At 47.8% G+C, this 25132-nt stretch carries 20 protein-coding genes and 7 pseudogenes; 16 read left to right on the top strand and 11 right to left on the bottom strand.

Annotated features, from left to right (window positions below; translation table 11 throughout):
• The first annotated feature begins 156 nt into the window (after nt 1–156).
• The 3 genes from HUN05_07465 (at nt 157) to HUN05_07455 (ending at nt 3168) form a co-directional block, all read left to right on the top strand.
• Nucleotides 157–858 (top strand): flavodoxin family protein, encoded by a 702-nt coding sequence (locus HUN05_07465; protein WDP85000.1) that lies wholly within the window; start codon nt 157–159, stop codon nt 856–858.
• A gap of 87 nt (nt 859–945) precedes the next feature.
• Nucleotides 946–1824 carry a hypothetical protein gene (locus HUN05_07460; GenBank protein ID WDP84999.1) on the top strand — a complete coding sequence of 293 codons (879 nt, stop codon included), beginning with the start codon at nt 946–948 and terminating at the stop codon, nt 1822–1824.
• An 18-nt stretch (nt 1825–1842) separates the two neighbouring features.
• Nucleotides 1843–3168: a PAS domain S-box protein gene (locus HUN05_07455; GenBank protein ID WDP84998.1), complete on the top strand. Its 1326-nt coding sequence runs from the start codon at nt 1843–1845 to the stop codon at nt 3166–3168.
• 59 nt (nt 3169–3227) lie between these two features.
• On the opposite strand, the gene HUN05_07450 is transcribed toward HUN05_07455, so the two are convergent.
• From HUN05_07450 to HUN05_07410, 9 genes and pseudogenes are all read right to left on the bottom strand, one after another.
• Nucleotides 3228–4004 carry an SDR family oxidoreductase gene (locus tag HUN05_07450; GenBank protein WDP84997.1) on the bottom strand — a complete coding sequence of 259 codons (777 nt, stop codon included), beginning with the start codon at nt 4002–4004 and terminating at the stop codon, nt 3228–3230.
• Nucleotides 4001–4975, bottom strand: a complete 975-nt coding sequence (locus tag HUN05_07445; protein WDP84996.1) for an NAD-dependent epimerase/dehydratase family protein — start codon at nt 4973–4975, stop codon at nt 4001–4003. Before HUN05_07445 ends, HUN05_07450 begins: the two co-directional genes overlap by 4 nt.
• Nucleotides 4976–4979: 4 nt before the next feature.
• Nucleotides 4980–6218, bottom strand: a complete 1239-nt coding sequence (locus HUN05_07440; GenBank protein WDP84995.1) for a thiolase family protein — start codon at nt 6216–6218, stop codon at nt 4980–4982.
• A gap of 68 nt (nt 6219–6286) precedes the next feature.
• Nucleotides 6287–7509 (bottom strand): annotated as a pseudogene (locus HUN05_07435) (acyl-CoA/acyl-ACP dehydrogenase).
• Between the two features lie 10 nt (nt 7510–7519).
• Complete coding sequence (locus HUN05_07430; GenBank protein ID WDP84994.1) at nt 7520–8431, bottom strand: AMP-binding protein; 912 nt, start codon at nt 8429–8431, stop codon at nt 7520–7522.
• A complete protein-coding gene (locus tag HUN05_07425) occupies nt 8373–9155 on the bottom strand; it encodes an acyl--CoA ligase (GenBank protein ID WDP84993.1) in 783 nt (260 codons plus the stop codon). The genes HUN05_07430 and HUN05_07425 overlap by 59 nt, the downstream gene beginning before the upstream one ends.
• 14 nt (nt 9156–9169) lie before the next feature.
• Entirely contained in the window at nt 9170–9820 is a 651-nt protein-coding gene (locus HUN05_07420; protein WDP84992.1) for a hypothetical protein, read from the bottom strand.
• A 14-nt stretch (nt 9821–9834) separates the two neighbouring features.
• Nucleotides 9835–10506, bottom strand: a complete 672-nt coding sequence (locus HUN05_07415; protein WDP84991.1) for a hypothetical protein — start codon at nt 10504–10506, stop codon at nt 9835–9837.
• Nucleotides 10507–10636: 130 nt separating this feature from the next.
• Nucleotides 10637–10907, bottom strand: a pseudogene (locus tag HUN05_07410) (hypothetical protein).
• A gap of 197 nt (nt 10908–11104) precedes the next feature.
• On the opposite strand from HUN05_07410, the gene HUN05_07405 reads away from it, so the two are divergent.
• Nucleotides 11105–12316: an IS256 family transposase gene (locus HUN05_07405; GenBank protein WDP84990.1), complete on the top strand. Its 1212-nt coding sequence runs from the start codon at nt 11105–11107 to the stop codon at nt 12314–12316.
• A 342-nt stretch (nt 12317–12658) separates the two neighbouring features.
• On the opposite strand, the pseudogene HUN05_07400 reads toward HUN05_07405, so the two are convergent.
• Nucleotides 12659–12790 (bottom strand): annotated as a pseudogene (locus HUN05_07400) (IS6 family transposase).
• A 237-nt stretch (nt 12791–13027) separates the two neighbouring features.
• Here HUN05_07400 and HUN05_07395 point away from each other — a divergent pair.
• A complete protein-coding gene (locus HUN05_07395; GenBank protein WDP87964.1) occupies nt 13028–14197 on the top strand; it encodes an IS4 family transposase in 1170 nt (389 codons plus the stop codon).
• 190 nt (nt 14198–14387) lie between these two features.
• Nucleotides 14388–15194 (top strand): annotated as a pseudogene (locus tag HUN05_07390) (formamidase).
• Nucleotides 15195–15236: 42 nt separating this feature from the next.
• On the opposite strand, the pseudogene HUN05_07385 reads toward HUN05_07390, so the two are convergent.
• Nucleotides 15237–16530: pseudogene (locus tag HUN05_07385) on the bottom strand (IS3 family transposase).
• A gap of 152 nt (nt 16531–16682) precedes the next feature.
• Between HUN05_07385 and HUN05_07380 the strand changes: the two are divergent.
• The 10 genes and pseudogenes from HUN05_07380 to HUN05_07335 all read left to right on the top strand — a co-directional run bounded on the left by HUN05_07380 (nt 16683) and on the right by HUN05_07335 (nt 24732).
• Nucleotides 16683–16904, top strand: coding sequence for a DUF488 family protein (locus HUN05_07380; protein WDP84989.1), 222 nt, complete (start codon nt 16683–16685; stop codon nt 16902–16904).
• Between the two features lie 121 nt (nt 16905–17025).
• Entirely contained in the window at nt 17026–17301 is a 276-nt protein-coding gene (locus HUN05_07375) for a hypothetical protein (GenBank protein WDP84988.1), read from the top strand.
• Between the two features lie 161 nt (nt 17302–17462).
• Nucleotides 17463–17600 carry a hypothetical protein gene (locus HUN05_07370; protein ID WDP84987.1) on the top strand — a complete coding sequence of 46 codons (138 nt, stop codon included), beginning with the start codon at nt 17463–17465 and terminating at the stop codon, nt 17598–17600.
• Nucleotides 17601–17670: 70 nt separating this feature from the next.
• Nucleotides 17671–18468 (top strand): annotated as a pseudogene (locus HUN05_07365) (transporter).
• A 41-nt stretch (nt 18469–18509) separates the two neighbouring features.
• Nucleotides 18510–20027 (top strand): DUF1254 domain-containing protein, encoded by a 1518-nt coding sequence (locus HUN05_07360; GenBank protein ID WDP87963.1) that lies wholly within the window; start codon nt 18510–18512, stop codon nt 20025–20027.
• Nucleotides 20028–20108: 81 nt separating this feature from the next.
• Nucleotides 20109–21164 carry a DUF1214 domain-containing protein gene (locus tag HUN05_07355; GenBank protein ID WDP84986.1) on the top strand — a complete coding sequence of 352 codons (1056 nt, stop codon included), beginning with the start codon at nt 20109–20111 and terminating at the stop codon, nt 21162–21164.
• An 87-nt stretch (nt 21165–21251) separates the two neighbouring features.
• Nucleotides 21252–21425, top strand: a pseudogene (locus HUN05_07350) (DUF1214 domain-containing protein).
• 301 nt (nt 21426–21726) lie between these two features.
• Entirely contained in the window at nt 21727–22695 is a 969-nt protein-coding gene (locus tag HUN05_07345) for a transporter (GenBank protein ID WDP84985.1), read from the top strand.
• 383 nt (nt 22696–23078) lie between these two features.
• Entirely contained in the window at nt 23079–23243 is a 165-nt protein-coding gene (locus HUN05_07340) for a DUF4172 domain-containing protein (GenBank protein ID WDP84984.1), read from the top strand.
• A 358-nt stretch (nt 23244–23601) separates the two neighbouring features.
• A complete protein-coding gene (locus tag HUN05_07335) occupies nt 23602–24732 on the top strand; it encodes a Fic family protein (protein WDP84983.1) in 1131 nt (376 codons plus the stop codon).
• The last annotated feature ends 400 nt before the right edge of the window (nt 24733–25132 follow it).

The following is a 25132-nucleotide window of genomic DNA, read 5'->3' as shown; positions in this document are numbered from 1 at the left end:
ATATAGAAAGACAGGCCTTATGGCAAGAACTATTTGAATTTTTTATGGAAACACGGACCTGTCTCTTAATTTGATCCCCTGCTGGACGCGGATTGGTTTATCATGTATTCTTAAACTTATTCAGTTCAATGAATCAACCCTTAACAGGAGGATGAGATGAAAATCTTGGGTATCTGCGGAAGTCCGCGAAAAGATGAAACCTCGGGTGTGATGACTCTGGTTAAAACCGTTCTGGAAAACACGGGTTGTGACTATGATCTGGTGTCCCTGCGGGGAAAGAAAATCGTGGGGTGCATTGCCTGCCTGGGTTGTGTAAAGGATAATATCTGCAAGGTCAAGGACGACATGGCACCTTTGCGGGATAAGATTGTAGGGGCAGACGCCTATGTCATCGGGGGGCCTAACTATTATTCTACCCTAAATGCCCTGACCCATGCCTTTTTGGAACGCTGGTTTCAGTTTCGCCACCAGACAGGAAGAACCCTGTGGGGAAAACTGGCCGTGGCTGTGGGGGTCGGCGGCACAAAAGGGGCTGCCCCGGCAGATCAGATTGAAGAATTTTTCATGTATAATTTCATTGAAAGCGTGGCCAAGGTTCAGGGGCAGGGGGCGGCTTCCTGTTTTACCTGCGGGTTCGGGGAAACCTGCCAGGTGGGGATTCCCACCATGCTCCATGGCCCAGGTGTTAAAATCACAGATAATATTATTCCGGATGTGGCAAAACAAACTCAGGTTATGGCCGCCGCTGTTGAGGCCGGAAAACTTTTAGGAGAGCGTCTGACCCAGGATCATGACAGGACCGCCGTTGCCCAGGCCGTTAAGGACAAGATGGCTGCCCGGTTTGGTCAAACCGTTTGATTTTTAAGGACCCTTTACCCTTTGGGTTTCTTGGGGCCGATTGCAGGCCTTTGGATAGCCCAAGGGAACAGGCAGGGAGTTGTTTTTTTGATCTGGAATTTAATTTACGGGTGTCTTTCCCTTTTGTCATGCATGGCAAGTGTGGGTCTTGGTGCCTATTTGCTTCGTGACTGGCAGAATCAACGGGCCAGACACCTGTTTTTTCTTCTGGCGGCTTCAGGGTTTTGGTCGGCCACCTATGGGATGGAGCTGCTCAGCCCGGATATGGCCACCAAAATTTTCTGGGTCAGGCTGGAATACCTGGGGGTCGGATGCCTGAGCCTGCTATTGTTCCGGTTTGTTCTGATTGTTGTGGGCAAGGCCTCTTTTTTATCCACATGGATGGCCCGGGTCTTGTGGTTAATTCCTGCGGGCGTGGTCCTGGCTGCGTTTACAAATGGATTTCATCATCTGCTGTGGAAGGATGTCACCTTTTCAATCCGGCCGGGGATTCAGGCCCTTGAGTTTGAACGGGGGATTTTATTCTGGATCTATACGGCACTTTCCTATGCCTTGATCCTGATCGCCTTTGGCCTTTTGGTAAAAGAGCTTGTCTCCTCTAAGGACTCCCATAGAATCCAGGTCGGCATCATGCTCGCCGGGTTTTTGTTTCCCTGGGCAGCCAACTGGGTTTATCTGACCAAGGTGGAAAGCCTTGCCCATATCGATTTCAGCCCCCTTGCCTTTATGCTGACGAGTACGGCATTTACCGTTGCCTTGTTCCGCTACCATCTGCTCCATCTTATCCCCCTGGCCCACGAGGCTGTCATGGATGGGCTGGGAGATCCGGTAATTGTTTTGGATATGAAAGAACAGGTGGTGGAGGTCAACCATGCCTGTGTCAGTGCTTTTGGGCCGGATCGCCTTCCCTGGACAGGGCTGCATGGCCGGGATATTTTTCCCTGCCTGCACCAGGTGGTATGCTAGAATAGAACAAAGCAACCCGTGGAATTGGGGTTGGAGATGGATATCCGGGGCAAGGGGGCAAGACCATGGCTGTTGAGGATTTCTCCTCTTTGGGAAAAAAATGGACGCCAGAGCGGCTGGTTAATTGTCCTGAGGGACACCTCTCACCAGAAAGCCGCGGAAAATGCCCTGCGTCATGCCAGAAATTATGTAAAGAGTATTATCAATTCCATGCCCTGCGTCATCATCGGGGTGGACCGGGAGGCCCGGGTGATCCAATGGAACAGCGGGGCTTCTGAGATGACAGGGATACGGGAAAAAGAGGCCAGGGGTAAACCCTTAAATTCACTTTTCCCCCAGGTCTCTTCCTATCTGCCGGATCTGAAAAGGGCCGTGGAAACAGGGCAGACTCAACTGAGGGAAAAACAGGTGCTGACCCTTGACGCCAAATCCTTTATCACGTATATTCTGATTTTTCCGGTATTGTCCAAAACCACCCCCGGTGCGGTGATCCGGGTGGATGATATCAGTGAAAAAACACGGCTTGAACAGATGATGGTACAGTCTGAAAAAATGATGTCCGTGGGCGGGCTTGCCGCTGGCATGGCACATGAAATCAACAATCCTTTAAGCGGGATGATCCAGAATGTTCAGGTCATTTACAATCGTCTGTCCCGACCGATTCCTGCCAATATCGAGGCTGCAGATAAATGTGGAATTGATCTGGCCGCTCTGACCGGGTATATGGAGGACAGAAAGATTTTTTACATGCTGGACCAGGTGGTGGACGTGGGAAAAAGGGCGGCGAAAATTGTGGAAAATATGCTTTCTTTCAGCCGGAAGCAGGGCAGTCCCATGTCAAGGCATTCCCTTCCGGAAATGGTGGATGCCACCATTTCCCTGCTGGAGAATGATTTTAATATTCAAGACAATTATGATTTCAGGTCTGTTGCCATTCACAGGGAGTTTGAGGGGAATCCTCCCCTGGTTCCTTGTGAGAAAAGCAAGATCCAGCAGGTATTGTTCAATATTCTTAAAAACGGGGCCCAGGCCATGGCCGCAGACCATACAGACGCCCCTTTGTTAAGAATTCGGTATTTTCTTGACCGTGGCTCGGCAGGAGTGGAAATTCAGGACAATGGCCCTGGGATTCCAGAATCGGTCCGTAAACGGATCTTTGAGCCCTTTTTCACCACCAAGCCTGTGGGCACGGGAACCGGGCTTGGGCTTTCCGTCTCCTATTTTATTATAAAGGAAAACCACAGGGGAGATCTCTTTGTCCGGTCCGATCCGGGCCAGGGGGCAAGTTTTACCATCAGGCTTACTTTAAACGAGCCGGAGACCGGCCTGCCTGATCCCTTATGAGGTTTACGATCAAGCCCAATTTGCCTGACAGGATTACACCACAAGGGTGGGGCTTAATATCAGGCTTGGGATCCCAAGGCCAACGTTTTGACCAGCAGGCGTTTGGCAAAGGGAACCAGGGTGGTGAAAAAGATCATCAGCTTGAGCATGCCCCCCATCTGCCAGTGAACCTTTCTTTTATAATAGGCTTTGAACACCATCCGGGCAACCGGGTCCGGGCCTGTGGCCGCCTTTAAGCGTTCAAGGCTTGTGGCCCGGGTTTCTGCCTCGAGCACCATGGGGGTCTGAACAAAGGAGACCATGATATCCCCCACATGGATGTCCAAAGATGAGAGTTCAATGTTCAAGGCTTCGGTAAGTCCCCTGATTCCGTGTTTGGTGGCTGAATACACGGCAAGTTCAGGCGTGCCGTACACGGCTGATGCCGAGGACATGGTCAGCACAGCGGCGTTGGGGGTGGCTTTAAGGGCGGGCAGACAGGCCGATATCATGTTGACCACCCCGGTGAGATTGACATCAACCATGGTTTTTTGTTTTGCCGGTTCAATGGTGTCATAAAGGCCCATGAACAGGATTCCGGCCGAGTTAAAGAGAAGGTCCAGCCGGTTTCCGGTCTGGGCCAGAAAATGGTCCAGGCCTGCCTGGACAGATCCGGGGTCGGTGACATCCATTTTGCCGTAACAGGCCAAGGCGCTGCCAATGGTCTGATAAAGGGCGGTTACCTTTTGTTCATCAAGGTCAAACAGTCCCACAAACCAGCCCTTTTTTGCAAAATACAGGGCTGTGGCGCGGCCGATGCCGCTGCCTGCACCGGTGATCAATATATGTTTTTTCATTTTGAATATTTCCCTTGGGTTTGGATATACCGGGCATAATCCAGGAACGCCTCCTGGGTATTGTACTGGAATTGGTATCCTGTGGCCTGGATGAGCTTTTTTGAAGAGGCGATCCAGGGATGGCGCATGAGATTCAAGGCTGGGTTGGGAAACTGGGTCAGCTGTTTGAGCCGAAGATGCCAGGCGATATTGTTGAATATCCTGACCACAATGTCGGGAAGCTGTATGGGCCGGTTGCCCAGGATTCTAACCATTTGGTTAAATTCCATGGTGCCCTCGGGGGCCACATTATACACCTCTGGCAGTCTTTGTTCCAGGCTGAGGACCATGATTCTGACCAGATCATCTTCGTGTACATATTGGAAGGGTGCGGTTTGCCGGATGAGGGGGACAAAGGGTTTTTGCAAATGATGGGACAAGGGATTGTCAAGCCCGGGCCCGGCCACAAAGCAGGGCCTGAGTATCGTGGTGACGGTTTTGGGGTGGGCCAGGGAAAAATCCTTGAACACCTGTTCCATCTCTTTTTTATTTTTGGCATAGGTAAAATCCGTATTTCCCCTCAAAGGGCTCTCTTCGGTCAGGGGGATCTCATTGTCCGGGTGGAACCCGTAAGCTTTGGTGGAGCTGGTATAAAGGATTTGATCCACCTTGATCCTTTTGGCCGCCTCAAGGATGTTATGGGTTCCCCTGACATTGATGTCTTCCATCTGTCTGGCATCATGGTCAGGCGCCAGGACCCAGGCCGTATGGACAATGGTGTCAATCCCATGGTCAACGATGATTTTTTCCATATTATCCTTGACACCCCTTTGGATAAAATGAAATTTGGGATGGGCCAAATTCAGACGGGCCGGATCAGGCGGCCTTATGTCTATTCCCACTATTTTTTCCACCTCGGTGTGGTCCAGAAGTGACTCTGCCAGACAGGTGGCAATATACCCTGCCTGGCCTGTGATAAAGATATTTTTCATCCTATCATCCTTTTTCCAGGATGTGGATGCACATGGCCGCCTCTTCCACCCCGATATTTCCGCCTCCGTTTTCTGTCAGGCCGATCCTGGCGCCTGCAACCTGGCGTTTGCCTGCGTCTTGTCTCAACTGGGTACCGATTTCATAGATCTGGGCCAGGCCTGAGGCCCCAATGGGATGTCCCCGGCATTCCAGGCCGCCGGAGGTGTTGACCGGCTGTTTGCCCCCAAGTGTTGTGGCCCCGGTCAGGGCATGGATCCCCCCTTCTCCTTCAGGACAGAATCCCATGGCTTCGGTCTGGTGAAGCTCCCCATAGGCTGTGGCATCGTGGAGTTCGGCAAGGTCAATGTCTTGGGGGCCGATGCCGGCCATTTCATAGGCCTGTTTTGAGAGGCGTTCTCCAATGTTCTGGCCGTTGAGATCACGGTCCGTGCCCGTGCTCAGCACCGATGCCCGGATGAGGAGGGGTCTGGGAGAAACCAGTCGTTTTAAATAGGATTCAGAACAGACAATGGCGGCGGCTGCCCCGTCGCCCACCGGGGCGCACATGGCCCGGGTCAAAGGATAGGCCACGGCCTTGTCCGCCAGCACCTGGTCCGGGCTCATGTCCTGCTGGTATTGGGACAAGGGATTTAAAGAGCCGTGCCAATGGTTTTTGGCGCAGATGGCCGCCAATTGTTCCTGGGTGGACCCGTATTTGCTCATATGCCATCGGGCACCCATGGCATAGGCGTCCATGAACACGCTCCTGTCCTTGCCCGGCGGGGTCTGGTCCGGGGGGATGTCCAGGGTAAAACTTTTGCCCACCGCTTCAATCATTTTCATATGGGATTCAAAATTGCCCACATCCATGCAGGATGCATAGGCCCCCAAAGAGACGGCCTTGTTTTCGTGGGTGATTTTTTCAGATCCCAGGGCCAGGACCACCTCCTGGAGCCCTGCCTTTACAGAGGCATAGGCCATGTGAAGTGCGGTGGAAGCACCTGCACAGGCATTTTCCACATTGGTGACCGGAATGGCTTCAATGCCCATGGACCGTAAAATGACCTGGCCGCGAATGGACTGCTGTCCTGCAAACATCCCCCAGAAGGTGTTGGAGAAAAATGCAGACTGGATATCTGATCTTAAGATGCCAGCATCTTCAAGGGCTAAATGGGTGGCCTCCTGGACCATTGTCCTGACATCCTTGTCCGGATATTTGTTGAACCGGATCATGCCCAGACCGATGATATATACCTTGTCCATGAATGAACTCCTTTTAAGGTCTTTGTGTGTCTATGGACCCCAAATTTTAGTGTGTTTTACCTGTGATCTTAAAGGTGGTGGGCCGCCGTGATCATGAGGCTGTCGTTTGCTCCGTCCTCGATCATGCCCGCCCTGGCATCCCTGAAAAATTTTTCAATCGGGTATTCCCGGCTCACCCCGGATCCTCCGAAGATCTGGACAGCCTCGCTTGCCACTTCAAAGGCCGTGTTGGTGCAAAAGACCTTGGAGGCAATGGAGTACTGGATGGAAGGCGGGGTGTTGGAGTAGTTGTAGATCATGGCGGCCCGGCTCAGGGATCTGGCCGCTTCTATTTTCATGAACATCTTAAAAAGTTTGTGCTTGATCTTCTGGTGCTCGTACAGAGGTTTTCCGCCCTGGATTCTTTGTTTGGCATGGGCAAGGCCTCTTCATAGGCCGCCCTTGCCACCCCTGTGAACATGGCGCCCATGGCTGCATTGGCCGTGGACAGGGTGATGTCGAGCATGGCTTCGTAGGATTCAGGATCCACCAGCATGTATTCTTTGGGGATGCGGACATTGTCAAAAAAGATCTCCCCCTGGTTCAGGGCCCGCTGGCCCATTTTGTCCAGGGGAGCCCCTTTTTTAACCCCGGCAAGATCCAGGGGCACAATGCAGATTCCGCCACCGGCAAGGCCCCTGTCGGTGTCAAGCTGGGGATAAAGCAGGCAATGGGTGGCAATACTGCCGTTGGAGACCCAGGCCGCCTTTTGGCCGGAGATGATATATTCGTCCCCGTCCCTGACGGCCAGGGTCTGGCCTTTGATGGCAGGGTCAGAAAATTCCGGGGTAAAAGGAGAGAGGGTGTCGGTGCCGTGGTCGGGTTCGGTAATGCCCCAGCATCCGATAAACGAAGCATCGGTGTTTTCACAGAAGGGGGTGATGATTTCATCTATGAGGCGTTCATCCGGCACCATGGCTGCAAAAAAAGCCGGGAAACAGGCCACGCCGATGCCGATGGCAAAGTCCACCGATCCCCAGGCAAGCTCCTCAAATATGATATGGGATTCCAAGGGATCCGCCCCGATCCCTCCCCAGGAGTCGGGTAAGAATACCGTGTGGTATCCCAGTTCATACCCCTTTTTAAAGGCATCTTTGAACAAAGGACTTTCAATTACCTGGGCAGGATCATGGAGTTTGTCCAGTTCCAGGCTGGCAGGCCGCAGCACCTCCTTGGCAAATCTATGGGTCTCTTCTTTGATGGAGTCTTGTTCTTTGGTCAGGTCAATATTTAAATCCGTATACAATTTCATGGGATCTCCTTTAATAGTCAGCCAGGCAAAAGATATTATCCCCGTCCGGGGTGAATTCATCCTTGAGCACCCGGTCCTGGGCCTTTTCCGAAATGGTTTTGGGAATGATCTTTTTGACCTGGATATAGGAGGGGACAAAGTTGGGTTCCAGCCCTTTTTTACAGGCCTCAAAGATTTTGACAGGATCTATGGTTTTTCCCTCAAACGGGGACAGGGCCGCCACAAGATCACTTTCGCCAGGGGCACCCGAGGCTGCCGGGATCCCGTATACACAGGCCTCGGAAACATCCTCATGTTCGCCCAGTACCTTTTCAATATGGTCGGGCTGGATAAAATCCCCTGATCTTCGCAGTTCCTTGCCCTTGCGGTTGCAGAAAAAATACCACCCTTTGTCATCCTTGAAGACCATGTCTCCGGTGCGCAGCCATCCCCCCTTTGTTTTTTCGTCAGACGCCGCCTTGTTGCCCAAATAATCCACCTTGGTCTCTCCCTTGGTCATCTTGACGATGAGTTCTCCTGGGGTGTTATTGTCCATTTCATTGTCTGATTCATCCACCACTTTGAATTCCATGAGCCCGGGCAATGGTTTGCCAAAGGATCCGATGGGACCACGGCCCGGCGGCTTGTAGGCAAATCCCCCTTCCACCGCCCCGTACCATTCTAAAATCTGGGTATCAAACCGAATTTCAAACCCTTCCCAGATGGCCCTGGGCGTACCGGCTGAAATGACTGTTTTCACAGGATTGTCCGGATCATTTTTTTTTGGGGTTTCATTAAAGATTCCAGCCATCATTCCCCCTAGAAGGGAAAAGCTTGTGCAGCCGTGGGCTCTGCAGATATCCCAGATTCGGCTTTTGGTGAATTTAGGGGAGATCACCGCCTTGACCCCGGTGCCGATGGCCGGGAACAGGGTTACGGCCATCGGCATTGCCGTGGGTGAGAGAAAGTCCTGTATACAGCACATCCGACGGTTTGTACTTCCAGACCAGCCGGGTGACAATATTGAACATTCCAAACCTATTGTTTCTGATCATTACCCCTTTGGGATCTCCTGTGGTGCCCGAGGTGTAAATGATCTGAAACGGATGGCGCACATCCATGGTCTGCTGATCCACCCGGTCCCAGGTATTCTGTTCAAGAATTTCATTAAGGTAGGGATGGTTGATTTGTTTTTCATAGGTCTGTCCCGGTTTTTCAACCAGAAACACGGTTTTGATCTGGGGCAGGTCGGGCAGTACCGCTTCCAAGGCCGGCAGATAATCCAAAGAGACCACAACGGCCTTTGCACTGGAATTGGTGAGTAAAAATTTCAGCCGCTGCCCTTGGCTTCTAGGATCAATGGGCACCATGATTGCCCCCATGACCGGGCCGGCCAGCATGGAGAGCACAAACTCCGCATGGTTGCGCATGAACACCGCATAGGTATCGCCGGAGGTCAGCCCTGCGTCCAGAAAGGCCTGGGCAATTTTGTTGGATCCTTGGTAAAGCATTTCATAGGTGAAAATTTCGTCTGCCGGGTCCGGCGTGGTTGAAGGCGTGGATCCCGAATTTTCAAAGACCAGTATTTCCTTGTCTGGCTGGGCATCTGCTTTGAGCTCCAGAAAATGGGAAATAATGGCCTGGTTTAAATGCAGCTTGTCTGCCATGGGTTTTTCTCCTTTTAATCTTCCACCGCACCGATGAACCCGTGGCTATAGGGTGAAAATTCTTTTGCAAAGGTTTCATCCCAATGGTCCTGGGTCCAGTATTCGTGACGGTCAAAATAGGGGTTTTTCTTGGCCGCGCTTATGGAAACCGAGATACATATGTCAATATCCTCGATCACTTCCAACGCCTTGGCGGCAAAGGCAAAGGTGGAAAAAACCCGGCAGTGCAGGCCCATGGCATGGGCTGAGGATGCCGCAGCATTGGCCGCGATCCCCAGGTTGATATTTTTAAACAGACAGGAGGGACCGTTGGCGGTGAGAGATTCCACCATCTCGGCCTTGTTGAGTTCTGCACAGGTCTTGTATCCGCAGGCCCCGCAATTGTAGTTGAAGTCGGATTTTCGTTTGTCTCCGATGATGAACAGGGCAAAGGGCTCTTTCATCATCTGGACCAGGTTCATGCCGTCCCGGGCGGCCAGGGGCGACATGTCGCCCAGGGAAAAACAATACTCGGCAATCTGCTCTAAATCCTCACCCTGGAGGGTGACCATTTTTACGGTGTTTCTCTCGTTGAACCTGAATGAATTATGGGCAGCCAGGCTGACCAGTTCAATTGAACGGTTAAATCCCTGTTCCACCAGGTCTGACATTTTTGTGATACTCATACATGCCTTCCTTTCTATGAATAAATGGATCTGAACTGGGGCCAGAGCCGGTTGATCATCCGATCGTTCATGGACCGCTGGTTAATTTGGGCATAGTTTTTCGGGATATCCCGGAACGGGCTTTTTTTAGTGACGGAAATGGCCACTCCCATGGCAAATCCCGTATCCCTGGGCAAAATGCCCATGCGCATGGCCGCTGCCCCGCAGGACCAATAGGAGCCATAGTCAACGCCTAAATGTCTTGCCTGGTTCATCATCCCGTCCAGGGCGTAGGCGATGTTGGTGGCCCTGAAGGTGCACAAGGGCCCTGTAAATGCCACATCCTCGGATGGTTCCAGCTTGTCTTCCTCTTTGAGGTATTCGCAGACCAGTTTACCGCACAGGTTGCAGTTGATGTCTGCCGGGTCATTGAGACAGCGCAGGGAGGTGGTGATGAGCAAGGCATCGGCATCCCTGACCATGGCCGCATCCCGGTTAAAAAAATTCCAGGACTTTTTGATTTCGGCCATGGCTTCCATTTTCTGGCAGATATCCTCGATATCACAGGGATCGTCAAAAATATGGATGGTGCATTCCCCCACCCCGCCGACCCGGGGGGTTGTGGTGCCCGAGGCAAGGATGAGCCGGGCCGCGATTTTAACGGCCTCTTTTCTGTCGGTTTCATATTCACGGATACTTCGTTCCATAAGAAATTCTCCTGATAAAAAGACAAAAATTAAAGGCAAATGATTCTGGAGCACCCGGACCAATGGGTATAGATCTGTCCATTGCCTTGTGCCCAGGGTAAATTTTTAGTCAAAAAACCTTAACTTTAAATTAAACCGACATGTCCTGGGATTTTGCCCAGTCCGGATAGGCAGCATAGGCAGGGATGAGAATGGGAAGAAGCTTGAGCACTTTGGGCATGGGGCCCTTGGCCTTGATCAGGCCCTTGGCAAGAGCTATGGGCATCGGGATCTGAAATATCAAACTTGATGGTGATCCCGGCCTTGGCAAACTTGGGGCCTGCATCAGGATCGGTTAAAAGAATGTCGAACAGCCCGCCCAGTACTTGTTTCATTTTGTCCTTGGATTCGAAGATCGGCATAAAGACTTCTTTTCGGGGTGTGGGAAAAAGGTGATTTTTCCCAGGGTTCAATGCATTATACGCCAAAGGCCTTTTTTATATTTGAATCCAGTGCGTGAAAAGGAGGGGGAGGTAGAAGTCAGAAAATTCGAGGGCGTTCAAAATTCTGTGTCAGTTGAATGAAAGCTGATATACTCAGCTAAATAAGGAGAACTGACATGACCGAAGAAAACACCGAATTTGATTTTCAAAAAGCCCTTAAAGGCATCCAGGAAGGTAAACCCTTCACAGGTAAGGGCGGCGTCCTTACATCATTAATCAAAAATCTTGTTGAAGCTGCTCTTGAAGGAGAGTTGGAGTCCCATCTCGGGCAGGAAGTTTCTGCCAACCGCCGTAATGGAAAAAGCAAAAAGACCATTAAATCCCTGGATGGTAAATTTGAGCTGGAAACCCCGCGTGACAGGGCCGGAACCTTCTCTCCACAGATCGTCAAAAAACATCAGACAACGCTCAGCGATGAAATTGAAAGAAAGATAATAGCCCTTTACGGCCTGGGCATGAGTTATAATGATATGGCTTCCCATTTACAGGAAATCTATGGACTTGAGATTTCAAATGCCACTCTGAGCACCATTACCGATAAAATCATCCATACCGTCAAAGAATGGCAGGCCAGGCCGTTGGAAAATGTGTACCCAATCGTATGGCTTGATGCCATACATTATAAAGTACGAGAAAACGGAAAGGTCGGCAGCAAAGCCGTTTACACAATTCTTGGGGTGAATATCGAGGGCCGCAAAGAGGTTCTTGGGCTGTACATATCCGAGAATGAGGGTGCGAACTTCTGGCTGCAGGTGTTAACAGACCTTTCAAACCGAGGGGTAAAAGATATCCTGATTGCCTGTGTTGATGGTCTAAAAGGTTTTCCCGAGGCCATTGAGACCATATTCCCGGACACAGAAGTTCAACTCTGCGTAGTCCACCAGATCCGAAATTCATTGAAATACGTTGGTTCCAAAAATAAAAAAGAATTTATGGCAGATCTAAAACGTGTTTATAAAGCGGTCAATAAGGATCTGGCCGAAGAAGAACTGGATATCTTGGAAAATAAATGGAATGACAAATACCCGATTGTGATAAAATCCTGGCGGAACAACTGGGAACGCCTCAGTCATTTCTTTAAATATCCAGAAGAGATTCGACGGATAATATACACCACAAATACCATTGAGGCTGTGCATCGACAGTTTCGAAAACTGACCAAAACAAAGGGATCATTCCCGAACCAGGACAGCCTGTTAAAGCTGCTTTACATGGGGATCCAGAACGCCAGTAAAAAATGGACAATGCCGATTCAAAATTGGTCACTGACAATTTCCCAGTTGGCAATTTTCTTTGAAGGCCGGCTGGATAAAGAGCTGGGAATTTGATAGGGATTTATTTACAGATGGAAAAGATGGTTCCAGGAACTCCACTCCAGCAAAAGTCAACTCCTCCGACGTGGCTGATTGAAGGCCCATTCTCGGACCTGACTTTTACTTCCGCTGGCGCTGAGGCAGATCCGGGAACCGAAACCGTGACACAGAATTCTGAACATTCCCTGAATTTACGTCTTAAAGGTCCATGCATCTTTTGGTATCGGGAGAATGCAGAAAAAATGATTATGCTGCGATCATTTTATAAAGCAGGGCGTTGGAACTGCCTGAAGCAGATGGCAAACATGCACAATCCAGTGCCAGCGGTATAACCGGGAAAATGGGAATGCGCCCCTTCCTGCTTCGCTTTTCCATTTCAGGAGCATAGCGCTGAACCCATCGGTAAATGGTACTGTGATCCACAGACAAGCCCCGTTCTTGCATCATCTCTTCCAGATTCCTGTAACTCAGTTGATATCTCAGGTTCATCAGAAAATCGCGTACCTGGACTGAGAAACATCACTGGGAAGGCAATAACACAGTAAGGATTTTTATGCTTGAAATGATGGTGTGAACATGATCATGTTCTAATTTTTTTCAGTAGTGTCCGGTTAGGTTGTTGCATATAAAAAGCATCTAAAATCATTGAAAAAACAGTCTGTTTTGTGTTGACAAATGTGCGTAAAAATTTTTGTGCGCCTTGAAAACTTAACTCAAGGAGCTCAAATGACGCACATCTCAGTCCCTAAAAAACAACTACGGTCCCTGAACTTTGACAATTTCAGGTGCCCTCTGATAAAGTCACTTTCAAAAGCACCGGAATTACAATCTCGAGGAGACCGCCCTTTAAAAATGACATTCGAAGACCAGATAAATGCTTTGGTTTATTTCCATCTTCAGGAGCACAAGTCTGCCCGACATTTAATTCAGGATCTCAAGGAGAATGTTTTTGCTAAAGAAAATATTGCGCCAGACGGTGGTATCAGCCGTAGTAGTTTCTGTGAAGCCATCAATCACAGGGGACTCGAACAACTGCAATTTATCTTTGAGGATCTTTATAAACAGGCTCTTGAGTGTCATCCGGGTGAACACGCCGAGTTAGGAGAGTTGGTTTCCATTGACGGTAGTCTCATAAATGCAGTCCTTTCAATGCACTGGGCGAACTACAGAAAAGGAAGTAAAAAAGCCAAAGTACATTGCGGATTTGACATTAATCACGGAATCCCAAACAAAATCTTTTTGACTGAAGGCAACGGCGCTGAACGCACCTTTGTTCCCAAAATAGTTTCCAAGGGGCAAACAGGTGTTATGGATCGTGGATATCAATCCCATAAAGAATTTGACCTGCTTCAGGAGCAAGGCAAACATTTTGTCTGCCGTATAAAAACCAGGACAACAAGAACAATTATTGATAACCACGAGACCCCTTCCGACAGCTACATTTTTTATGATGCACTGGTTAAACTTGGTACTCCGAATCAAAACCAGACGAAAAGGCCTGTTCGGGTTGTTGGCTATAAAATTGCTGGCGTCAAATACTATGTGGCAACTGACAGGCATGATTTAACAGCGGAACAAATAGCAACAATTTATAAACTCCGGTGGACCATTGAGGATTTTTTCAAATGGTGGAAAGAACATCTGAAGGTATATCATCTCATTGCCCGCAGTGAATACGGCCTTATGGTTCAGATTCTTGGCGGCCTTATCACTTACCTGTTACTGGCAATCCATTGCCAAAAACAGTTTAATGAAAAGGTCACGATCAAAAGAGTTCGGCAGCTGCGAACCGCCATTCTAAATGACCTGTTTGGCTGCGAGGAGCAGGGCTCTCATAGTTCAAACAGGGACAATATTGTCAAAGATCAAAAAATTATTGAGCAAGCAAAAACCTAACCGGACATCACTGATTTTTTGTATTAAATTAGTTGGTTATAAAAAAAATATTATTTTTATCAGAAAGGGACCACTCTTTGCAAATCAGGGTTTCAGCGAACAAAGATTTTGCAACTGTCAGAAATTAAAATTTGGCAATTTTTAAAACCCTTATTATTAACAAAACGCCTTATGGGCAAGGAGGATGGTTATGGGAAGTACAGGAAGTGTTAGTGCATGGGAAGAAGCGCTGTTGGTGGCAATGGTTCAGTATCCGGTACCTGTTATTAAAGGTCCTGAGGATATTCAGGTGCAGGTGGATCAGATTTGTAAGACCGTGGATTCAACCAAGGCAGGGTATCCTGATCTGGATCTCATTGTGATGCCCGAATATTCCACCCAGGGTCTGAATACCAGTATCTGGACATATGATGAAATGCTGCTCACCATTGACAGTCCTGAGATTTCAAAGTTTAAAGAGGCCTGTGTCCGGAACAAAGTCTGGGGTGTATTTTCTTTAATGGAAAAAAATGAAGACCCGACCCTGCCCCCTTATAATACCGCCATTATCATCAACAGTGACGGTGAGATTGCCCTGCATTACCGTAAACTACAGCCCTGGGTGCCGATTGAACCCTGGTCTTCGGGGAATTACGGCATGCCGGTGTGTGACGGTCCCAAGGGCTCCAAGTTAGCGGTTTGTATCTGTCATGACGGAATGTTCCCGGAATTGGCCCGTGAAGCGGCATATAAAGGGTGCAACGTTTATATCCGCATCTCAGGCTACTCCACCCAGGTTAATGACCAGTGGATCTGGACCAACCGCACCAATGCCTGGCAGAACCTCATGTATACCATGTCAGTCAATTTGGCCGGCTACGACGGGGTGTTTTACTACTTTGGTGAAGGCACGGTCTGCAACTACGACGGTAATGTGATTCAGCAGGGACATCGAAACCCCTGGGAAATTGTAACGGCAGAGCTTTTCCCAAGGCTTGTGGATAAGGCCCGTGAAAACTGCGGAATGTGTCAATGACAATGAGACACTCTATGCCTAAAATTAAGCTCCAATAATATCCTTCTCTTTTTGTTCCGGTTTGTTAATCCAGGCTTCTTCTGGTAAAGCCGGTGGCCTCGGTATTTTTCCCTTAAATCGTTTTGGGTTTTGAATAAATGCATCCTCCAATGTTCGGCAGCGAGATTCATAAATATCTTTAGCAATGCCATAATGAAATTGTTCTGGGGTTACCAGGCCAATACCAGAATGGTAATGCTCTTTGTTGTAGTATCCAAAAAAATCCTGGCAGAAGGTTCTTGCATCCTGAATAGCACCAAAAGTTTTGGGAAATTGTGGACAATATTTCAATGTTTTAAACTGGGCTTCAGAGTATGGGTTATCATTGCTGACATGTGGTCGACTGTGGGTTTTGGTTACCCCTAAATCGACAAGAAGCTGGGCAACCCCTTTGGATTTCATACTGGCTCCCCGATCTGCATGTAGCCCAAGCTGACCGGGTAATATCTTCTGGTTTTCACAGGACTTTTCAATTAGCTTTTTGGCCAATGCTGTTTGTTCTCTATGGGCGACCATCCAGCCGACAACATACCTGCTGAAAATATCCATGATTACATATAGATAGAAGTAGGTCCATTTTGTGACACTTTTCAACTTGGTAATATCCCAGGACCAAACCTGATTAGGTCCGGTTGCCAGAAATTCAGGTTTTTTATATTTCGGGCGATTTACCTGCCGTCTTCGCTCCGGCACAGAACCGTTTGTTGTTCATCAGAATTCAAAGAAAGGGGAGATCCGGTCCGACTAAGTCCAATATGTTTTTTTGGAGAATGAAATCTGTAAAAAGATGATCGGGGAATACCGAAAGCCTCACATGAAGGCTTTTTTCCAATATCGCAACTTAACGTTAGGGCGGCATTCATAAGTCTTCTCCTTTGAGGTCGTCCAGATTCTGCTGGATTCCCAGGATCTGAGAAATTTTTTTTTGAGCTTCAATGATGAGTTTCGCCTGCTTTAGCTTGTGCTCTAATTTGAATTTCTCTTTTTGAAGTCTGGCGACCTCTATGGCCAATGGGTTCTTCTTTTTTGGTTTCCTTCCTCGTTTTCGAGGTGCCATGGCATTGAGAAGTCCTTTGTCCCGAGCTTTGCGCCAATCGGTTAAATTTGATGAATAAAGGCCTTCTCTTCGAAGAATCTTGCCGATCCCTCCGATTTCGGTACAATTTTCAATCTCTTGGAGAATACGCAGTTTATAAGAAGCAACGAATCTACGCCGGGGGTTTTTTTCAGGTACTTCAGGATCAGGGATTGAATCCTGGCTCCCCAAGGAGGCACCAATGGAAGGAGCCCATAGGGCGACTGGAATTGGGGCCTCCTTGGGGGCTGCCTGATTCTCGGATTCAGGTAGTGGGTTCATTTTTATCGGTTTCATAAGTAATAATCCTTACCCGCCCTACACTAATTTATCAATGGGTAAGTGTCTCACTCACATTGTCACAGAGGGATAAGAAAAAACAAATTTCTTGGGATGAATACGTTGTGCAATACAGCGCTCTGATAAAGAGACGGGAAATCGAATCCAAGTTAAGCTTGAGCGAACTTGGTGGATCATGTTTTTTATGCAGTGAACCAACAGCTGATATGTGTCATCGTAGATTAGCTGCCGAGTATTTGAAAAAGCATTACAAAGAACTTAAAATTAAACATCTTTAATTTAACTCTCGGATACAACTCATAGTTTTCGTTCAACAATTCAGAATAACATTTCCCCCAACAATAAAAATGCTACGGACTACGCCGCAGATTTTTGTGGTTAGTGAAGGAGGAACAACGAATGACAGCCGATAGTTATCTTGAAAGCATTATTGCGAAATACGCTGTCAATGAAATTGGTTTAAAAAGTCAAGTTGAGGCAATATATCCAACCGTTCAAAAATGGGGTGGCACCTTTATCAATGAATCAATTTACTCAGGATCTATTGCAAAAGGGACAGCGATTTCCATAGGAACCGATGCAGATGTTTTCATTTCACTTACTTCCGCGACATCCGGGCGGGGGGCATCCTGGCGGCAATCCAGGTCAAAGACCAGGCAGACATCCCGGCGTTAATCCTATTCCTGCAAACAACGCCTACGGCTCACCTCCGCTCAGACTGATTGCGTGGGAAGTAACCCGTTCCTGCAACCTTGCCTGTAAGCATTGTCGCGCAGAAGCTCACCCGGAACCTTACCCCGGTGAACTTTCCACGGAAGAAGCAAAGGCGCTATCGAGTGTGCGATGAAGCGCTGAAATATTGGCACTCTTCAGAGCAGGAGTATGCGCCGAGCCGAACTAAAGAATATGAAGCTCTCCTAAAAGAACTTGAAGATGAAATTTTACAGACAGTGCTGGATTTCAGCACGGATTAAATAAAGGATTCAAATTATGGAGGAAAAAGCGGTGAGAAAAAATAGAGAACGCGGCCAAACAAGAATCTTTCTGATTTTCTTTTTACTACTTTCATTTATAACCATAGCCTTTCCGGTTCAGGCTCAGGGCGAAGACGCCGATCTCGCCCAGGAACTTTCCAACCCGCTTGCCGACCTGATTACGATTCCCATCCAGATAAACTACGACCGGGATATAGGCCCGATGGATGATGGCTGGCGGCTGCAGGCGAACATCCAGCCGGTAATACCCTTTCATTTGAATGATAACTGGAACCTGATCACCAGATCGATTATACCGGTGATTTACCAGGACGATATTCTTCCCGGTTCGGGATCCGATTGTGGCCTGGGCGACATCAACGTCAGCCTCTTTTTCTCGCCAAGCAGGCCGACATCCAGTGGACTGATGTTGGGAGCAGGCCCCATACTCGTTTTTCCCTCAGCAACAGAAACCTACCTGGGAGGCGAAAAGTGGGGCGCAGGACCTGCTGCGGTGGCACTGACGGTGCGTGGAAAATGGACCATGGGCACCCTTGCCAATCACATTTGGTCGTATGCGGGAGACAGCGCCCGTCAGGACATCAGTAACACGTTTGTTCAACCTTTCCTGGCGTACACCTTGCCGAGTGCATGGACATTTTCACTGCAGAGCAAATCCTCGTATAACTGGGAAACAGAAAAATGGTCCGTCCCGATAAATGCCGCTGTTTCCAAACTGGTCAGATAGGGGCGGCTGCCGGTCAGTCTGCAGGCCGGTGTTGGTTACTGGGTTGAATCACCGGATTCCGGTCCCGAAGGATTTCGAGTACGTTTTCAGGTGAACTTTGTACTGCCTAAACCCAAATAGATGAGATCTAAAAGGAGAACAAGATGAAACGTTATAAATTTATGATACTGTTGGCCGGTTTAATGGTGTTGATTTTTACCGGTTGTGTGAGCAGGAGTGCTGTTGACACCGCTCCACAGATGAAGATGACAACGGATATCCCGAAATCGATTATGATACCGGACAAAGTTGAAACAAGGTTGGGTACTCTCACGTTTTTCTACGGATTCCCTACAGATGAGACTGCCCGGAAAATGCATGACTATCTCTATTTTCACAGGGCAGTTGATGTGTTTCTGGATGAAATGAGCGCCGCTTCCATTTTCGCAATCCGCGAGGGGTTCCGGAGCATGGGGGTCCAGGAATGTTACCAGATGGCCCTCTTTGAAAACTTGATGGATTCGAAAGCCCTGTGGCTGACGGCCAATACGGAAACGGTATATGCCTCCAATTTTCTCGATCTGAAAAAAAATGGGCCCGTCGTTATCGAATCTCCGGCCAATGTTCTGGGTATTCTGGACGACATGTGGATGCGTTATGTGGGGGATATTGGGAATGCAGGCCCGGACAAAGGACAGGGTGGCAAATTCCTGGTCCTTCCTCCCGGCTATGACGGTAATGTACCTGAAGGGTACCATGTCTTTCGATCCAAAACCTACGGCGTGTGGTTCATCATTAGGGGATTTCTCGTCAATGGTGATCCCGGACCGGCAGCGGAAAGCTTCCGGAACGGCCTCCGGATCTATCCCCTTGCAAAAGCGGAAAATCCTCCCAAGATGGAGTTTAAAGATACATCGGGTGTGCCTCACAATACGATCCATGCGAACAATTACGAGTTTTATGAAGAGCTGAACGCTGTTGTGCAGGAGGAGTGGGAAGACGCTATCGATGCCGACAGGAAAGGCAGACTGGCCCTGCTGGGGATTATTAAAGGGCATGCGTTCGAACCGGATGAGCGCATGAAAGCAATCATGGATGAAGCTGCCTTTACCGGTGCCGCCATAGCAAGGACCATCTCCTGGGCATCCACTGACCCAACAGTTTTTTTCTATGAGGATGATCCCACCTGGTTCAGTGCCTTTATCATTGGAAATCATCAGTTCATGTCCAAAGAGGGATGGCTGCACCGGGATGCACGCACCATGTTCATGTACAACGCCATCGGCATTACGCCTGCCATGGCAGTCGCCATGCCGGGCATCGGTTCTCAATATGCGGCAGCAGCCAAAGATTCAAAAGGAAAGTGGCTGGATGGAAACAGAACCTACAAATTGACATTGCCGCCAAATGTTCCGGCCAAGGATTTCTGGTCTGTGGTGCTGTATGACTCTCAGACCCGTTCCATGCTGCAGACCGATCAGCAATTTCCAAGCCTTAACAGCCAGAGTGGAAACGTTGAAATCAATACGGACGGTTCAACCGATATCTATTTCGGCCCTGCAGCCCCGGAAGGCAAAGAAAATAACTGGGTGCAGACGGCTCCCGGTAAAGGCTTCTGGCTTATTCTCCGGTTGTACGGTCCTTTAGATCCCTGGTTCGACAAAACCTGGCGGCCGGGAACAATTGAAATGGTAAAATAGTGCTGAAAGCCCCATCCGGATATTTTTTATTTCCGGATGGGTGCCAAGTAGATTTTTAACACATTCTAAGAAAGGATAAGCATGAATTTAAAAATACGTAATTTCTATAGTGTCGGGATTTTACTTTTAGCCATTGTATCTGCGCCTGTCTATGCCGGCGAAAAAAAGTCCGATACATCGGAAAACGTACCGGTCACCTTGGACAAGTTCGCCACTGCCGAAACACATTTTATGATGCAGCTTGGCGTCGATACCCAGGATAGCTTTGGCAAATGGTTTCACGATCGAGGATTTACGCCAATCGACAAACAGAATGTGGTACGGATGAACCGGGACACTCTGTACTCCTCAGTGGTGCTTGATCTCACGGAACCCGCCACCATTATCAAGCCCGATATACAGGGCCGCTACCAATCGCTCCTGGTAGTAAATGAGGGACACTTTGCCACGCTGGTAGCCTACAAACCAGGAAAGTACACGCTGACGAAGGAAAAGATGGGGAGCCGGTACGTTGCCGTTATTGTGCGGACGCTCGTTGACGCGGAGGATCCAGATGATCTGGCCGAGGCTCACAGGACTCAGGACGGGCTGAAAGTAATCCAAAAGTCTAAAGGTAAGTTCGAGGTGCCGAATTGGGATCGTGAAGCACTTAAAGAGATGCGTGAGGCTTTAAAAGTACTGGGTAAATATCTGCCGATTCGAGACACGGCCTATGGCGGCAGCATTGATGAAGTTGATCCGATTGCACATATTGTCGGTACCGCCGACACATGGGGCGGCTGGAAGCCCGAGAACGCGGTTTACAGGTCCTATGTCCCTCAAAAAAATGATGGCAAAACACCGTACACGGTGACGCTCAAGAATGTGCCTGCGGCAAAAGATGCTTTCTGGTCCATCAGCGTTTACAACAGTGAAGGGTTCTTTCAGGAGAACGAGCACAATAAATATGTCATCAACAGCCGTAAGGCGAAAGCTGATAAAGATGGCTCGGTAACGATACACTTTGGAGGTGATTCGTCAAAGGAAAACTTTCTTCCGATTATGCCCGGATGGAACTATATGCTGCGAATCTACCTACCGCAGAAAGCATATTTTGACGGGACATGGAAAGCACCGGAGGCAGAGCCAGTAAAATAATAACCTGTATAACAGATCTTTTTTTTCAAAATTTAAGATGAAGCAAAGTTACTCAAGCCTAATTCGAGGTCATTTTTTGCCGGGTCGGTGCATGGTGCCAAGCCGAACGATGACGGCTCCTATAATGCCTACTTTGGCCGCGAGCAACCCGAAGGGATACCTAAGGAAAACTGGGTCCAGACCAAACCGGGCATGGGATGGTTTGTCTATCTTCGGTTGTATGGGCCGGAGAAACCCTATTTTAAAAAAAAATGGATTCCCGTCAATGTTCCTGAAATACACCCCGGGATTTTGGTCGGATATCTCAAACCGGAATCCCTGCCAAACAGCCTGGCCCTTATTCTCACAGAGATCGCCCCGGATAGGGCTGATAAGATACTGGAACGGGGGCGGATGTTTGGAGAAAGCCGGTATGTTTGCAACGTCCACTGGCAAAGCGATGTTGTTTTTCTCGAGCAGTTGAAATCTGCAAAAGCCGAATATGCAAATGCGGTGAAAACCGGTCCCGGACCCCAGCAGAAATGTCATTGAAGAATATTACTAAAAAGGAGGGGTTAAAAAGATGAATTGCCGCTATACTGCAGTCAAAAAAATTATTCAGGGGATGCTGACGATAATGGCGGTCCTCGCAGGAATATCATTTTCTGTTTCAGCAGGTGAATTAGGCCATTACATGCCTGGTGTCAGGAACGTGAGGGATTTCATTGTTCCTGATCCCGGCTTTTACTATCTGCAGTACAATATCTATTACACCTCTAATACATATAAAGATCGTAATGGGAAAGAAGTCAGTTCAATCGGCCCAATTAAGTTTGAGTCTCAGGTCGATTCATATGCCGTTGCCCCGGTGTTTTTGTGGTCAAGCTCTCAGAAAATACTGGGCGCATCTTATGCGGCTTTTGCACAGCCTGCCATCGTTAACACAAGTTATACACTTGCCGCTCTTGGGGGGGGTATCGATGAATCACAGTGGGGTTTCGGTGATCTTTATCTTAAACCGATTTGGTTGGGCTGGAATAATATTCATACGTCAGTTGCCATTGGATATGGGATTTATGCACCGACCGGAGAATACAGTGACGGAGCGGTCGACAATACAGGTCTTGGCTTTTTAACCCATGAGTTCCAGGCAAGCCTTACGGTTTTTCCATGGGAGCACAAGGGGACCGCCGTTATGGTATCCGGAACCTATGAAATTCACCATGATAAAGACGGTGCAGATATTACCCCGGGGGATCGGTTCTCACTGGATTACGGGATCAGCCAATATATCCCGGTGAATAAAGAAGAGACCCTAATAGCGGAACTGGGATTGTCCGGATATAGCCAGTGGCAGGTGGATAATGACTCAGGAAGAGATGTCCATCCGCTTTTAAATGTGAAAGATGAAGTTCATGCACTGGGCGGCCAGCTCGGGTTGAGCTATGTACCATGGAATGCGTCAGTATCATTTCGTTATTTGAAGGAATACGATGCAGAAGCACGGTATGAAGGTGAGTTGTTCTCGTTGAGTTTTGCCAAAGGGTTTTGATGTATAGCCTGAACCCTCTCATTGCTCATGAAAATTGTAAAATGGTGTCGGACCAAACAAAACTTTGCAACCCTTTATTTTTAAAGGATTATTTTTTTCAAAACCCTCAAAAAGCGCTCTTGGCGGCCCCATTTTGATACCGAAATGGGCCCTCTAAGAGAATTCAATCGACTTTTTGTCGCCCATTAAAGGAGAGGTCAAGAGAAAAAACACCTGTGGTTTGCCAAAAAAGAATCAGGGGAAAATGTATGAAAATTTGACTTTGAACTACTGTGCATATCAGTTCTAATTTTTTAAAACTGGTCAAATTTTAATAACAGGATTCAATTACGCATTGAAGATACGACATAATTTCAAATACAGGGCGCAGATATACAGAAATTTTGACTCTCCAATTTTCCCTTGACTTTGAGTTGATTAAATACATATGGCAAACTAAATCCTGGCCAGACCTCAAATGGGACAGTGCTAAATTATTGAAGCCCTTGGGCAATATCCGGTTCAGTCAAGGCGCTTTAATAACTCAGATCAAGGAATTGGGGTGTTAAACAGCGTGCAAATTTGCCCCCCAATCAGCGCTCGACCCTGACCTCTTTGGAAAAAATTTTGTTTTTATTAAAACACTCAAACCCTTTAATAAAAAGGATTTATAAAATCCTCGGTGAATTTGGACTAATCGTTAAGGGGGGTCAAGATCACGCTGAAAGGGGTCAAGATTCAACGCTGTTTAGGAACTCTGGATCATACCGGTTATTTTCAAAATTTTTTTAAATCCACTGAAGGGTGATAATTCTTCCCTTGACTTTGAGTCAAATAGCCTCAATAATCAACTCAATATGTGAGTCGAAACTTACAATTAAATGACTCAAGATATAATTTGATCGGGAAGGGTATTTAACTCAATTTATGAAATATATCTGGAAATATAAATCCTGGCCGCACTTTACATGGAACAGTGATGCATTGCTAAAACCGCTGGGTGATGTCCGGTTCAACCAGGGATCATTAATCGCTCAGGTCAGGGAGTTGGGATTTGATATCCAACAAACGGCAAGGGCTGATGTACTTGTGGAAGAAGCCTTAAAAACTTCGGCCATTGAAGGAGAGAAATTAGATCCTGATGCTGTCCGATCTTCTGTGGGACGCCAGCTTGGCCTTCCAGATGCCGGTTTGAAATATGTACAGGATCAAAAAGCTGATGGACTTGTACAGATACTGCTGGATGCAACCAATAACCATAGCAAGGAATTGACGCCGGAAAGGCTCTTTGCCTGGCATGCCTCCCTTTTCCCTACTGGATATTCAGGCATGATTCAAATAAATGTGGCCCAATGGCGGGATGATAAATATGGGCCTATGCAAGTAGTTTCAGGCCCAATCGGCCATAAAAAGGTTCATTTCGAAGCCCCTCCTGCCAATTTGATTGAAAACGAAATGGAAAGGTTTGTATTCTGGGCAAATGAGAAAACAGCTTTAGATGGTATACTTAAAGCGGCTCTCGCTCATTTATGGTTCATTAGTATTCATCCTTTTGATGACGGGAACGGCAGAATCGCAAGAACGTTAACCGATATGCTGCTGGCTCGTGACGAAAACAGCTCGAAACGGTTTTACAGCTTCTCATCACAGATAATGGCAGAAAGAAACGACTATTATGATATCCTGAATGCTTCTCAGATCGGGAATCTGGAAATAACAAACTGGTTGATATGGTTTCTTGAATGCATGAATCGGGCAATTCTAAATTCAAATTCATTGCTGGAACGAATAATGATTAAAGCAAGATTTTGGAAGACATTTGCCCAGACACCACTTAATAGCAGGCAGACAAAAGTCATCAACAGATTGCTTGATGCTGGCCACAACGGTTTTGAAGGTGGGTTGAAAAATAAAAAATATATAGGAATCGCTCATACCAGTCGTGCTACTGCCCAAAGAGAATTGGCTGATCTCGTTCAAAAAATGGTCCTGGTTCGACTTCCTGGCGGAGGAAGAAGCGCAAGCTATGATTTGAATTGGCGTAATTTCCAAAAATAAGTCTTTCAATTTTTCCTCTAACAAGCAAAATGCTGACGGACAAGCCGCAGATTTTGAAACGTTCACGGCGACTGCATCACATTAAAATGCCTGACTACGTTACAATTTATGCAAATATTATATTTGACTTTATTACAATATTGATGTCAAATATCTCTTACCTTATACCAATCAACAAATGAGAATCCAATGTTTAAAAGAGATATATTAAAAAGATTATCAAGATGGGCAGAGAAAAAAGGCCAGAAACCATTGATTCTGAGGGGTGCAAGGCAAGTAGGAAAAACGACTGCTATTCACCTTTTTTCAGAACGATTCAATCAATATCAGTAGTGTCCGGTTAGGTTGTTGCGTATAAAAAGCATCTAAAATCATTGAAAAAAACAGTCGGTTTTGTGTT

The sequence above is a fragment of the Desulfobacter sp. genome (genome assembly GCA_028768545.1).
Lineage (GTDB): Bacteria > Desulfobacterota > Desulfobacteria > Desulfobacterales > Desulfobacteraceae > Desulfobacter.
This window is presented reverse-complemented; position numbering and strand designations above follow the sequence as displayed.